The organism is Paenibacillus sp. Y916 (assembly GCF_056786435.1).
The window spans coordinates 11,644-25,214 of record NZ_JBXCJA010000011.1 but is presented as its reverse complement, the minus strand read 5'-3'; the positions used below and the strand labels follow the sequence as shown (position 1 = coordinate 25,214).

Genomic DNA, 13,571 nt, shown 5'->3' with positions numbered 1-13,571 from the left:
GAAACACCCCTTAGCATAGATTAAGTGCAATGATTGTTTCATTCACACAATCATAGCCTTTCCACATCTCAGGATGAATTATTCAACGTTCATGGGCAGACATCTACACAGACATAAATATGATGGAATCCTTTTTTCTTCAGAATACGAGCAGCCTTCTTACTTTTCCTATCTTTCTTTCCGACAATAATGATCGGATGTTCAGGCTCTAAGTCTTTACTAGCAACATAGGGTAGTCTACCCAGCGATATATTAACAGCACCTGGCAGATGACCCGCTTCGAAATCTAGTGCGTCTCTGATATCGAGTAACTTATAGCATGTGTTCTTAGGCGGTAAAGTACTACACGGAAGTTCCTGTAGTTCTTCTGAAGGCCACCATCTAGTAATGACAACTGCGATCACAATGAAAATTACAACGATGACCCACCACATCTCTTTATCTCCTATCGTGAACCATTTTTACGAGATATAACCTCACCTATAGGTATTATAAAAGATGGTAATTTAACTGTCAATCAAATTGTAACAGATGATCATTACATATGGATGGTTAATACTTGTCAATTTTCTGACGCTCTGGTTCATCTGAAACCTCTAATTCTTGAGAATCAATCGCTGCATCTAACAATTGATTGTACAAATCATCATCTTCCTCAAGAAGTTGATCTAGTCGCAATAAATCTTCTTCACTACCTGGTTCCTTGGCAAAGTTGAGGCTATAATCCCACTCTTTTCCTCTCTTGCTGAAGAAGGTAATTTCAAATACATCCTTTTTGCCTTCTATACTAAATACAGTGTGACCCACAAAATGTTGATCCTCGTTTCGTTTCATGTCTACATGTTCAATATGTACTATCATCTATAACGATCTCCTTTTATCTCAAATATCTTTATCGAGGAAGTTCAAAAGGTCATTTTTTGAGCTCTCAATTCATTAATAGTATACCATGTCTAGCTCAAATACATGTCTGTTTTCATTATTGATTCCAATTTAGTACAATATAGAATGTTAAGACTATTTGATATGGAGGGTTACATATGATGGATTTCCAACAACAATTAATGAAATACGCAGATTTGGCAGTACGCGTTGGAGTAAACATACAGCAAGGCCAGACACTAGTTGTGAATGCTCCTATTACTTCAGCAGAATTTGTTCGAATGATCGTGAAGAAAGCCTATGATGCCGGTGCCAAGCTAGTGAAAGTGAACTGGAGTGATGAAGTTGTTACTCGCTTACAGTATGAATTAGCTGCAGATGAGACCTTTAGCCAACCTCCTACATGGTATGCGGGTGAAATTATTGAACTTGTGGAGAATGGTGCTGCTGTACTGTCCGTTCTTGCAGAGAACCCTGATCTTCTAAAGGGAATATCACAAGACAGAATCGCAACTGCGCAAAAGACAAGGGGTCAAGCCTTAGCTAAATACCGTGAATACGTTCAATCGGACAAATTCAGCTGGTGTCTAGTCGCAGTACCTACAGATGAATGGGCAGCTAAAGTATTTCCTGACCTCGATCCGACTGAACAAGTTCATAAGCTCTGGGAAGCGATATTCCATACTGTACGTGTAGACCAAGAGAAACCTGTCGAGGCTTGGCAAAGCCATCTAGAGACTTTGGCATCCAAATCCACCATCCTTAATGCGAAAAAATACAAAAAACTTCACTACACGGCGCCAGGCACAGATCTTACGATTGAATTGCCACAGGGACATATTTGGGCTGCAGGTGATAGTACGAATGAGCAAGGTCATCGTTTCGTCGCTAATATGCCCACTGAAGAAGTATTTACGGCTCCGCTTAAAACGGGTGTAAACGGTACTGTGAGAAGCACCAAGCCGCTTAGTTACGGTGGCAATATTATTAATAACTTCTCAGTCACTTTTGAGAATGGACGTATCGTAAAAGTATCTGCTGAACAAGGTCAAGAAACACTGGAACGTCTCGTATCTATGGATGAAGGAGCTCACTACCTAGGAGAAGTCGCTCTCGTACCCCATCAGTCCCCTATCTCAGAATCGAACATTCTCTACTACAACACATTGTTTGATGAGAATGCCTCGAATCACCTGGCAATCGGAAGTGCTTATGCTTTCTGTCTTGAGGGTGGCAAGGATATGACTCAGGAGCAACTGTCCGAACGCGGTTTGAACACCAGCGTAACGCATGTAGACTTCATGATCGGATCTGCGCAGATGGATATCAACGGAATAACAGAAGACGGACGTGAAGAACCAGTATTCCGTAATGGCAACTGGGCAATTTAAAATAATCAATATCATTGGAGGAATAACATCATGTTAAGTTTTGAACAGAAGTTAGACAATTATGCTACATTAGCTGTGAATATTGGCGTCAATATCCAATCGGGACAGACCCTCGTCATCAACGCCATGATTGAATCAGCTGAACTTGTAAGACTGATTACACGTAAAGCCTATGAAGCGGGTGCGAAACTCGTTAAGGTGAATTATACCGATGAGGCCGTATCTCGGATGCGTTATGAATTGGCTTCGGATGAATCTTTTCTTGAACCTCCAACATGGTTCGCAGGTGAGATGGTGGAACTCGCTGAGAATGGCGCGGCATTCCTAACGGTAATCTCTTCAAGTCCTGATCTGCTAAAAGGAATTGACCCTGAGCGTATTGGTAATCATCAACGCACGTATGGTCAAGCGATGTATAAGTATCGCCAATATCAACAGGCCGACAAAATGAGTTGGAATGGTCTAGCGGCTCCCTCACCTGCGTGGGCAGCCAAAGTATTCCCGGATGTAGCACCTAAAGATCAAGTGAATACGCTGTGGGACGCAATTTTTGCAGCTGTTCGTGCCGATCAACCAGATCCTATTCAAGCATGGCATGAACATATCGATAAGCTTCAAGCCAAATCGAATGAACTCAATAGCAAAAAGTATCATAGTCTTCATTTTGTTGCTCCAGGTACAGATCTAACGATTGAATTACCTGAAGGTCATATTTGGGCACAGGCAGGTAGTCTGAACGAACAAGGAATCTCATTCGTAGCTAACATTCCTACGGAAGAGGTATTCACGGCTCCACTCAAGACCGGTGTAAATGGTAAAGTTAGCAGTACAAAACCACTCAGCTATGGAGGGAATATTATTGATCGCTTCTCCATCACATTTGAGAATGGACGGATTATCGATTTCAGTGCTGAAGAAGGATACGATACACTAGAACGCTTAATCAATATGGATGAAGGTTCACATTATTTAGGTGAGGTAGCTTTGGTGCCCTTCCACTCGCCTATTTCACAAAGTAATATTTTATATTACACCACCTTGTTTGATGAGAATGCATCTTGTCATCTAGCCATCGGTAGCTCATATGCATTCAACCTTGAAGGCGGAAAGACGATGGCTTCTGAAGAACTTGCTGCTAAAGGTATGAATCAAAGTATTACTCACGTTGATTTCATGATGGGTTCTGCGCAAATGAACATTTATGGCTTAACTCATGATGGGAAGAAAGAACAGATCTTCGCTGATGGGAACTGGGCGTTTTAATACAGATTTATGAAATATAGATCGTCTCTTTGAGAGGAGATAACTAGCGATGTTACAAGTAGATCTGACTGGGAAAACAGCTCTGATTACAGGTGCTACAGGACAGCTTGGAAGAGTTATGGCACGTACGCTAGCGAAATGTGGAGCGGATCTCATTATCCATTACCATGGGAATGAGGTCAAAGCGAACGAATTGAAGCAAGAAATAGAGTCCATGGGCAGACGTTCTATGATTGTCCGTGCAGATGTTACACAATTTGATGATATTATCAAGATGAAGAATAGTATAGCTGAGCATTTGGGTCATGTAGATATCATCGTTGCCAATGCAGTTGTACAGTACGAATGGAAATCGGTCCTCGAACAGCCTCTTGAAGATTACGCGAGTCAATACGATACTTGTGTGATGCAAAGTGTGTATTTAGCCAAAGCTTTCGTTCCTTCCATGATACAACAAAAGTCAGGAAGATTCATCGGTATCAATACAGAATGTTCTATGCAAAATACACCCGGGCAATCTGCCTATGTCGCTGGTAAACGAGGTATGGACGGCGTTTACCGTGTCCTCGCCAAAGAAATTGGGGAGCATCAGATTACCGTCAACCAAATTGCTCCTGGATGGACTATAAGTGAGAACGATAGAGACAATAACACCGAAATTAGTGAGCATTATAACAAATCCGTTCCGTTGAAGCGTCGGGGCACAGATCAGGAGATTGCCAATGTCGTAGCATTCGTAGCTTCTGATCTAGCAAGCTTTATAACAGGTGCATACATTCCCGTTAGCGGTGGAAATGTGATGCCTGCAATATAAAAGATAGGCTCTCCATCAACGATATCTGATCGTTGATGGAGAGCCTTTTAATTACTCGAACATTATTCTCGAAGCGTAAGTAAACGATCAACCGTAATTAATCCTCTCCACTCGGCTTCATTTCCAGGACTGAGGGCTGGCCATCGTATCGGCCAACCACCATCTGCTTGTTGTTCCAATGCCAAATAATCTAGATGCTGCAACAGTATCTCTTGCGATATCCATTTTCGGCAGTAACTACTTGATACAGGAGCATAATCTAATACTTTATGAACATATCCTTCTGCTTCGGGGTTCAATTCAATCGTTCCTTCTTGTTGTAGTTGTTGATCCAACCACTCGATCTTAGGTGTCGCTTGATCTCGATCAGGTGTATTCTCCAGAAAGGCAATACATTGGATCATATCATGATAGTCTTGGGTATCAACCTTCTCTAGCGAATTCCAGACAAATTGAAGTGACTGCTCGAACCACTCTTCATTATAAAAGGACGTTACAGCAGATTGTTTATAGAGTAATCCCAGAATCCTCCCAGTTGGATTCATTGAACCTACATGATCATGCTCAGTAGTCCACCATGGAGCATGTGGGTCTGCATTCAGACTACGAAACGCTCGCGGAAATCCACCAGTCACAGGAATCGTAATTTGCTTAAGATAGGATACGATCCCCTCAATCATGGCAGTATCAAAGACACCAATCTCATCCATAATCAGAAGCGCCATTTCCGTTGGAATAGGCTGACTACTTGAAGCGCGTATGTCAGGCTCCAATGCATTGCCGAATCCACCATCAGCATTTTGGTAAGTTCTCAAAGATTCTAGAACCGCTTCCGCAGATCCTTTAGCGAAGTGAAATTCATATCTTTTACGATCAAGCAATCTGGCGTTTGAATATATAAACGTTCTTGCATGCTCCCATTGTTCAGATCTCATCATACACCTCAACCTCTCTCTTATTCAGATATGTGAAATTGTTTACGAAGAAACTTTAGGGCTTCCGGGCTACATACGCTCTCTAACTTATTATTTAATTCAGTGGCCGCTTCTTTAGGACTTATTGTTAGCTCTGTAATACCAACCGATTTCATCCAATGATCCACCGTTTCATAGGACGTGCTGTTCCATCCATTCTTTTCACCTTGGTCATTCACCTTTTCTTTTACACCGGAGATCACAATATCTAAATTTCCCTGCAGTTCCATTAGAGCATGATCGAATGTCGATTTCATTTCTTTAGCCTTCATACCAGCCCGTCCTCGAAGTTCGCGTGTATCAATACCTTCATCATTCTCGATGCATTGGTATACATCTAATGCTGCTTTGGACAATAAACCATTCTTATAACGGGTATCAGGTTCGTCCAGATGCCTTTGAACTTTAAGTACAAGTGGAAACCAATCACATGATACTAGAACAGCTTTCCCTTTCATTATTTTCCCATAGGCAGCTGTACCATCGCCAGGAAAACGAGCTCTCCATAACCAAGGATCTAGTTCTGAACTTGTATGCCATTGATTCGGATCTGTCACACTTCCTAGTGAGGGATGATTCGGTATCATTGATGCCAGTGGCAATATACCAACACGCTTGATAAGCTGTGTGGCTTCTTCGTATGTATGGATCATTTCTTGATCAGGTTCTAACTTCATATTTAATCATCTCCTTATATTGTGGGCTCAGGGTCATACCGATCGTATACTTCTTTGGATTTCATACGAATTGCATGTCTAAGTGATGTAGGTTCAATCACTTCTGCATCCATTCCTATGGAGAAGAACAATTGAATAGCCCACGGCAATTCTGAAGCGGGACAATCAAATTCAGCCAACCATTCATCTTCACCAATAGATGTAATACATTCTCCGATATGCTCGTCCTGCTCAACCTTTAGCATTCCTTTGTAAGTAAGCTTTGCACGAATATGTATAGTCGGTGATTGCTTTTCTTGATTCGTTATGGATTGTAGGTAGTTATTAACTTCTGAATTCTCTGGTGGTTGTTCTTCCTTCACCTCTTCCATTCGATCTACTCTAAATAATCTTGTCTCTCCATGTGTAGGAGAAAAGGCCTCACAATACCAAAAACCATGTGCAGCAAATATCTTATAGGGTTGAAGGATGAGTCTACGATGATGATTCATGGACTTATACAGTATAGATATCCAATTGGACTCTGCTGTTAGATGAATTAGTGAAGCCAAATGTGGTGTTGAGTACTTTCTTGTAGGAACATTTATTTCTAGACTTTGTAATAGCGGTTGGATCTGCTCCATCATTCCATGTGGAAGGATATTCCTGATCTTATCTCTTACAGTCCACCGTTCACTGTTAAAAGGCGTGTCCGAATATTGTATTAGCCCTTGTAACGCAAATAAGACAGTCAGGGCCTCTTGCGAATTAAGCTGAAGCGGTGGAAGTTGGTAACCCTCCATCAGTCTATACCCACCCTGAGGACCACTAATAGCATACAAAGGAACTCCCATCTCAGACAACGATTGAATATCTCGTAGTATGGTCCGTCGGGACACCTCCATTTTATCCGCCAAAGATGAAGCCGTTTCGCCTTGTTGCTGCAATGCCATAATGATCGCCATTAATCGGTCCATTCTCTTCATTCTAACCAATCTCCTCAAGAAGGTATGTCATTATTATAACAAAGGATTGGTGACATCTTATATGTCACCAATTATCTATTCATACAACGGAAATCTAATGGAGTATCCAAGGTCATACAAGATAAACATAGACCATAGAATAAACCATGAACCATTTGTTGAGGGGATGCTATAGCCTTAGCCCCTTTAAAGGAGGAAAAAGATGTCCTACTTCTTCAATAAGATGAAACAAGGTGTCTCTGATGTCGGGAAAAAGGCTCAGAACACGGTTGAAGCGGCAACCTTGAAAATGCAAATATTATCAAAGGAAAAAGAAATAGATAAGAATTACACTACCATTGGACATATTATCCATCAATGTATCACCCGCAAAGAGAGTATGATTCCCACCGCTAAAATTCAGAAATATCAACAAATCATCGTGAAGCTTGAACACGAAATAGCCCATATGCAACGGAAGATGCAACAGAATCAGAATCAAAAAGAATGTGGGTGTGGAAAAATGTTACCTGCCGATGCAACCTATTGTCCTTTTTGCGGACAGCAGTTTCACACTGTGAAGGTGAAAACCGTTCCTTTGAATAAACATAAATCCTCTAATTCCATTCATTGTAATCAGTGTGGTGCTTCTGTTGCCTACTCAGATCGCTTCTGTAGGGGGTGCGGACATGATTTGACTATGGGATGAAACGGTAAGCTAAGATGTCATTCATATAAAGAAAACCAGTCTAACACTTATTATCGTGTTGAGACTGGTTGTTGTTTGTTATGCTTGAATGAAATATAGACGACTTGTCTCTTCCCAAATCTCGCCTGGTTCGAGACCGATGAGACCGATCTCTTCAGCATCTCTTCCTTCAATGTTAGGTGCATTCACAAGGCTCATCTGCGGTTCGGCACAGAAGTATTGCCCACACGCAACATTATTCCAAATCATCCAATGCTTATAGGATGTACCGACATCATAGATTAACTTATCTCCTGTTCTAGTATCTGTCAGCTCCATCATATTACGACCATTTTGGGGACTCGATGTATAGTGATTATCCATGCTTGCAAAATAAGGATTAACACCTTCGCTCTTCATTAATTGCTCATCTGCAGTTAGAGGCTGAATACGTCCTGTTGGCAACATACGTTCATCCAGCTCCTGACGTTCTCCAATGGTTACCTTCACAACATAATCAGAAGCCGAACTTTCAGGTATAAAAGGAGCATTTATCGCCGTATGGAAAGCGAGTAAATTCGGCATCCGTTCGCTACCTTCATTCTTCACTGTTACTTGTTGCTGAAGTCCTGCAGCACTGAGCGTATAACGAAGTGTAATCGTAAATTCGAAAGGGAAGTATTTCTTATATAGATGCCCTTCACTTACTTTTTGTGAAATGATAACCTTACTTTCATACGCATCTGATGAATAATGAACGACATCCCACGGGAGGGTATGCATATACCCATGCAGATGATTCCCTGTATCCGACTCGTTGACTGGAAGCTCATATACCTTTCCCTCCCACGGGAATTTACCATCTTCGAAACGATTCGGTGGGAATAATACAGGAATGCCATAAATACCAGGATTGGCCTTAAAATGCTCCATCTCATCTTCTTTGGGCTCACGTAGGAAACGGTAGCCCTTCTCAGTATCACGGAACAGAATCAAATTACCACCAATCTCTGGTAATATAGCTGCTTCAAAACGACCATGTGTTAACCATATCGCCTTTTCTCCTTGGAATTTGGTTTCAAATGCGGAATGTTGAGTAGTCATTATTTCCTCCTAAAAGTTATTGTAGCCTTACTTCCGAATATGCCTCATACTTATTCTCATCAGAAGGATAAGCTATATATGAATATTTAATAATATTGTATATTATATCATGTTCTAATACGTTATCCAAAAAGAAACTATGTAATTAAAATAGTAGGCAGATACAGTGTAAATAATGTAAAATATAAGGACTGAAAGAAAAAAGTACCGTATTATTCTGAGGCGGTTTGTTGTTAGGGAGGGATGAACGATGTCAAACCATTTAGATCTGTTAGTTTCAACAGATTTCAATCAATTAAATGAACTGCTTCAAGAGAAAGTATATTATGAATATTATGATTATGTATATGGATTGGTTTATTATATCGTTAAAGATCATTCTACTACTGAAGATATTATACAGGATGCATTTATTCAGGTGATTAAGAAGAAACCGATCTTTGAGAATGAAATAAAACTCAGAGCCTGGCTAAAAGTCGTTTCGCGGAACTCATCTATAAATTATTTAAGAAAAAATAAAAAACACCGTAACCAAGTAGATATTGATAGTGTTTATACATATATAGATGAAGGATTGCAGTCCCCAATCTCTATTGAACATCATGTGGAGAGTAAGATGATGGAGGAATTGATTCAATCTCTTGTGAATTCTTTGAAACCAGAGTATCGCGTACTTATCGAATACCGTTGGAAACAAGGTTTATCCTATAGAGAAATATCTGAACTACTCGATATTAGCGAAGAAGTCATTAAACAACGACTATTCCGGGCACGAGAAAGTGTTAGAAAAAAGATGCATAAAGAATGGGGTGTTATTGATGAACAACGGAAAATTTGATCAATGGTTTGATGATACCTTTGAAAAGACGGTCTCCTCTACCTCTATATCCTCCGATGATTCAAAGAAACAATCCTGGCAGAAGGTTCAAGCTGAGATCTATAGATTGAATAAACGAAAAACAAGAAAGCGTCATTTTCAGCTTGCTACTGTCGTTGCTGCATCCGTCACAGCAGGTGCTATTATATTTAGCCCGCCAGCTGTAACTCAAGCTATCTCACCTGTGTACCAGTCGATCAAAGATTTAGGTAACGGCGTTGTTAATATTTTCATTGGGACCTACAGTCAACCTGATCAGGAAGGTGCCTTAACATCCCCGCCTCCTGCTGAATATTATCCTGAAGATCCCGATAATCCAACAGCTGTTTTGGATCGCATATCTGAAGATAAATCGTACGTTTATACGCTAGAAGAGGCCCAGAGTGAGCTATCCTTTCCTTATCCTGACTTCCGAATTATTCCAGAACGATTTCAATTGGTAAGTTCCACATTGGCCGACTTAGCTCCTGGACAGAAGACGGATTCAATCACAATGACATATAAATCATCTAATGATGAAACCATGCGGATTATGTTACATTCCATCAGTGAAGGTCAGATGATTACTTCTACTGGCTCGGTAGATATCGAAGTTCTCACCCTAAATAATGATATTGAAGCCTTCTACACACCAGGTAGGTTTAATGATATTCAATTTATATATAATGGAATATCAATACGTGTCTACGGGAATTTAACGAAAGAAGAACTTATTGATATGACAGAGAGCCTGCCGGAGTAAAGGACCTTCTTAGCTGAATAAGATCTTTTGTTGAAAAGAGATTACAATAAAGGTAGCACCCGATTCAATATGGGTGCTACCTTTATTTCTGTTACAATCCATTCATATTAATCTGCTGAAACTCGCTGAATAGGAACAATTTTATTATCTTTTTCCATTGAATTCATAATTGGCAAGAGCCTGCCCCTTGCTAGTAATAAATTGTACGGCTGATACGGTTCGACCATGTGGTATTCTTACTGCGATAAATTGAGATGGATAGGTTATAACCGTCAGATATATCATATCTGGTACAGGTGCTAGTTCGTTGAACATGATGCTAAGTTGGTCGTTGTGCAAGGTAACTTGTAACGTGTTGATAGAATAACCGCTGCTACCTTTTTGCCCTGCAAACAATCCAATAATCAGCACATCATCCGTAGCCTTCCACTTCTTATCAATATCTATCTTTTGTTTTTTTGTGAAATCTACAAACTCTGTTGGTGTATATAGAGTGAAAGCACGAATTCTCTGAGCGTTCCTATCGGACAGTTCGGAACTTTTAATGATTTCAAACGGCAGTGTGATTACATCGGTTGTATTAGCAAGTGGTTTTATAGATTTCTTGAAGGAGTTCAAATCTGCTACTTCTACATAATTCCCTTTTATTTCAAATTCTTTCTCAGTTGTGGACCAAGTAAGGTTACTTTCTATATTGTTAGTCGTCCATGTTTCCTTTTTATCGATCATATTATTGGTTGTGGGGGATTGAATGAAGATGATGGATTGTTTTCCATTTAGATAAGTACCTTTAATGGTTTCATGATGAATCTCCACTTTTTGTAATACAAAACCTATAGGTAAGTCGTTCGGAACAAATACATCCATTTGTTTAGCCTTTTGAAGTTGTTCAAAATCGGAATATTCATCCCACTTGATCGGAAGTACGATATTTAACACCGTTTTGTTTGGAGTTATCGTTACAGCTGATTTATTCTCATTGAATTCAACGGAATAGGTTCCTTTTTTTGAGAGCTCATGGGGAACGCTTTGTGCTTCTGAATAAGAAATGATATTAAAGTAAAATAGGCTAGTGATGAGAAGAAGCATAATCGTCATACGCTTTTTCAATTCTATCCCCTCTTTCCGAATTAAATACCTTCATAAATAGTCAAAGGGTGATATCAGCTTCGCTGGTACCACCCTCTGTTGTTATACTCTTATGTTGTTGTATTCTTCTATTGTGTAATAAGTAGCGATGAGGTATAAACGACAAGTTGTTCTGTAATAGAACCCTTCTTAATCCAATGGTTACCCCGTCCACGATAATAATACCCCGCTGTTACGCTCCAATCAGACGCACCAACGTAATTGTCACTTGAAGTCGTTGATAGTGTTGTCGTTTGAACGGTTATCCAGTCAGTTCCTGTCCAACGCTGAATGGACACATCAGCTCCTAGAGAGTTCACTATTTCGTAAGCTATCGTTGTTGCTCTGAGTCTTGCCTTCAAGTTACCTATTGCTGATATGGTTAGTTCTCCATTATGCAGATAATTGAAACTCTGAGTTAAGGCTTGTGTTGTCACCTCCTGCGGTGGAGGTGTTGTAAGTGCACCTGGTACTTTAGATTCATCTGCACTCACCTCAATGGCAAACATCATACTTATTAATGCGACGAATAGTGTTAAGGTTAAGCATTTCCTAGATATTTTACTTATCATAACTACTCTTCCTCTCTGGATTATCCTGGGTTATAGTATAGACGTAGATAACCAGAGAAAGGTTACGGCATTTCAATTAACTTTTCTTCTGATGCTACATCAAGCTCCTTCGTACTCAGTTTGGAAATGTATCTTGTGCATTAGAATTCGCGAAATACGCTTGTTATCCGTTTCTTCTACTATATATATATGATCGTCAAATTCTACGGACTGCCCCTTCTGAGGTGGAATCGTCTCAAGCCGCGAATACAGCCAGCCCCCAATTGTATCATAATCAGCTGTATCCATATCCAACTCGAAGCGTTCATTCATCTCATCAATCAACATTAATCCATCAATAGAGAATTCATCATCATTTATTGTCTCAACTACGGATCGTTCTTCATCAAATTCATCCTGAATTTCGCCTACGATTTCTTCCATAATGTCTTCCATAGTTACAAGGCCCGAAGTACCACCATACTCATCAATTAATATAGCGATTTGAGACTTGCCACGTTGCATCAACTTCAGTAATGTACTGATATGGATGGACTCAGGAACCGTAATAATAGGACGAACAATCGTTGGATATTCAATATCATTAGCTCTAATTAAGTCCTTGATATGAATGAATCCAATAATATTATCTTTATCTCCTTCGCAAAAGGGATAGCGTGTTCTCATAGCATCATATGCAATTTCGAGGTTCTCTTCTCTTGGAACATGTTTGTAAAGGCAGATCATTTCCGTTCGAGGGATCATAATCTCGCGCGCGGTTGTCTCCGCAAATCCGAATATATTATCTACAAGTGCTAATTCTGTATTATTGATTAATCCACTTTTATTACTTTCTTGCATGAGAATACGTATTTCTTGCTCCGTATGAGCGGAACTTAGTTCGGAGTCAGGTGTAATGTGTAACATTCTCAATATTAGATTAGCTAATCCATTCAATACCCATATAAACGGAGACATCACCTTATAAAATAACGTCATCGGTGCCGCAGATAGTAATGTTACCGTATCGGCTTTTCGTAGGGCAAACGTCTTAGGTGTTATTTCGCCTATGACTGAGTGAAGAATCGTAATGATAATGAATGATATCGTTATTGAAATACCATACACAACAGGTTCACTGTATCCGAATATATCAAAAATAGGATGTAACCATCGTGCAATCGCTGGTGCACCAATCCATCCAAGACCTAATGATGATATTGTAATTCCTAGTTGACATGCTAATAAGTATGAATTTAAGTTGTTCGTAATATTTCTTGCTAAAATAGCACCTTTACGTCCATCTGCAACAAGTGTATCCATTCGACCACTTTTTGCTTTTACCATGGCATACTCTGCAGAGACGAAAAAACCATTCAACACGATTAATGCAAAAATAATAAATAAATTTAGTTCACTCGGTAATGGGTCCAATCTCATTCCTATTCGTCGTAATCCTTCACTGACGAATAGGTACACCTCCTTCGTTTTTTAAAAATGGGTTGACATTCAATAATCAGCTCTACTCTATCCAGT

The 13,571-nt window shown here is 39.9% G+C and carries 15 protein-coding genes; 6 read left to right on the top strand and 9 right to left on the bottom strand.

The features are described from left to right. Positions 1–89 precede the first annotated feature (89 nt). Together AC1TO9_RS19145 and AC1TO9_RS19140 are read right to left on the bottom strand one after the other, a co-directional pair. Complete coding sequence (locus AC1TO9_RS19145; RefSeq protein WP_482056926.1) at positions 90–434, bottom strand: rhodanese-like domain-containing protein; 345 nt, start codon at positions 432–434, stop codon at positions 90–92. A gap of 118 nt (positions 435–552) precedes the next feature. Further along, positions 553–861: a hypothetical protein gene (locus AC1TO9_RS19140; RefSeq protein ID WP_482056927.1), complete on the bottom strand. Its 309-nt coding sequence runs from the start codon at positions 859–861 to the stop codon at positions 553–555. A 179-nt stretch (positions 862–1,040) separates the two neighbouring features. Here AC1TO9_RS19140 and AC1TO9_RS19135 point away from each other — a divergent pair, with 179 nt between their 5' ends. Genes AC1TO9_RS19135 through AC1TO9_RS19125 form a run of 3 tightly spaced genes read left to right on the top strand, consistent with a single transcriptional unit; the run spans position 1,041 to position 4,350 of the window. After that, on the top strand, positions 1,041–2,273 hold the full coding sequence (locus AC1TO9_RS19135; protein ID WP_482060191.1) for an aminopeptidase: 1,233 nt from the start codon (positions 1,041–1,043) through the stop codon (positions 2,271–2,273). Positions 2,274–2,303: 30 nt separating this feature from the next. Next, positions 2,304–3,536, top strand: coding sequence for an aminopeptidase (locus AC1TO9_RS19130; RefSeq protein ID WP_482060190.1), 1,233 nt, complete (start codon positions 2,304–2,306; stop codon positions 3,534–3,536). 49 nt (positions 3,537–3,585) lie between these two features. Further along, positions 3,586–4,350: an SDR family NAD(P)-dependent oxidoreductase gene (locus AC1TO9_RS19125; protein ID WP_482060189.1), complete on the top strand. Its 765-nt coding sequence runs from the start codon at positions 3,586–3,588 to the stop codon at positions 4,348–4,350. Between the two features lie 62 nt (positions 4,351–4,412). On the opposite strand, the gene AC1TO9_RS19120 is transcribed toward AC1TO9_RS19125, so the two are convergent. Genes AC1TO9_RS19120 through AC1TO9_RS19110 form a run of 3 tightly spaced genes read right to left on the bottom strand, consistent with a single transcriptional unit; the run spans position 4,413 to position 6,966 of the window. Further along, entirely contained in the window at positions 4,413–5,288 is an 876-nt protein-coding gene (locus tag AC1TO9_RS19120) for a hypothetical protein (protein WP_482060188.1), read from the bottom strand. Positions 5,289–5,305: 17 nt separating this feature from the next. Further along, positions 5,306–6,001, bottom strand: coding sequence for an AlkZ-related protein (locus AC1TO9_RS19115; protein WP_482060187.1), 696 nt, complete (start codon positions 5,999–6,001; stop codon positions 5,306–5,308). 14 nt (positions 6,002–6,015) lie between these two features. Continuing rightward, positions 6,016–6,966 carry a helix-turn-helix transcriptional regulator gene (locus AC1TO9_RS19110; RefSeq protein WP_482060186.1) on the bottom strand — a complete coding sequence of 317 codons (951 nt, stop codon included), beginning with the start codon at positions 6,964–6,966 and terminating at the stop codon, positions 6,016–6,018. A 202-nt stretch (positions 6,967–7,168) separates the two neighbouring features. Here AC1TO9_RS19110 and AC1TO9_RS19105 point away from each other — a divergent pair, with 202 nt between their 5' ends. Further along, positions 7,169–7,654: a double zinc ribbon domain-containing protein gene (locus AC1TO9_RS19105; RefSeq protein ID WP_482060185.1), complete on the top strand. Its 486-nt coding sequence runs from the start codon at positions 7,169–7,171 to the stop codon at positions 7,652–7,654. A 78-nt stretch (positions 7,655–7,732) separates the two neighbouring features. Here the strand turns inward: AC1TO9_RS19105 and AC1TO9_RS19100 are convergent, their stop codons facing one another. Then, entirely contained in the window at positions 7,733–8,737 is a 1,005-nt protein-coding gene (locus AC1TO9_RS19100) for an aldose epimerase family protein (protein ID WP_482060184.1), read from the bottom strand. Positions 8,738–8,987: 250 nt separating this feature from the next. On the opposite strand from AC1TO9_RS19100, the gene AC1TO9_RS19095 reads away from it, so the two are divergent. Together AC1TO9_RS19095 and AC1TO9_RS19090 are read left to right on the top strand one after the other, a co-directional pair. Beyond that, positions 8,988–9,575, top strand: a complete 588-nt coding sequence (locus AC1TO9_RS19095; protein WP_482056936.1) for an RNA polymerase sigma factor — start codon at positions 8,988–8,990, stop codon at positions 9,573–9,575. Continuing rightward, complete coding sequence (locus tag AC1TO9_RS19090) at positions 9,556–10,356, top strand: DUF4367 domain-containing protein (RefSeq protein WP_482060183.1); 801 nt, start codon at positions 9,556–9,558, stop codon at positions 10,354–10,356. The genes AC1TO9_RS19095 and AC1TO9_RS19090 overlap by 20 nt, the downstream gene beginning before the upstream one ends. A 144-nt stretch (positions 10,357–10,500) precedes the next feature. On the opposite strand, the gene AC1TO9_RS19085 is transcribed toward AC1TO9_RS19090, so the two are convergent. The 3 genes from AC1TO9_RS19085 to AC1TO9_RS19075 form a co-directional block, all read right to left on the bottom strand. After that, positions 10,501–11,466 carry a protease complex subunit PrcB family protein gene (locus tag AC1TO9_RS19085; protein ID WP_482056938.1) on the bottom strand — a complete coding sequence of 322 codons (966 nt, stop codon included), beginning with the start codon at positions 11,464–11,466 and terminating at the stop codon, positions 10,501–10,503. A 107-nt stretch (positions 11,467–11,573) separates the two neighbouring features. Further along, entirely contained in the window at positions 11,574–12,056 is a 483-nt protein-coding gene (locus AC1TO9_RS19080; RefSeq protein ID WP_482056939.1) for a hypothetical protein, read from the bottom strand. 99 nt (positions 12,057–12,155) lie between these two features. After that, entirely contained in the window at positions 12,156–13,475 is a 1,320-nt protein-coding gene (locus AC1TO9_RS19075; protein WP_482060182.1) for a hemolysin family protein, read from the bottom strand. Positions 13,476–13,571: the final 96 nt, after the last annotated feature.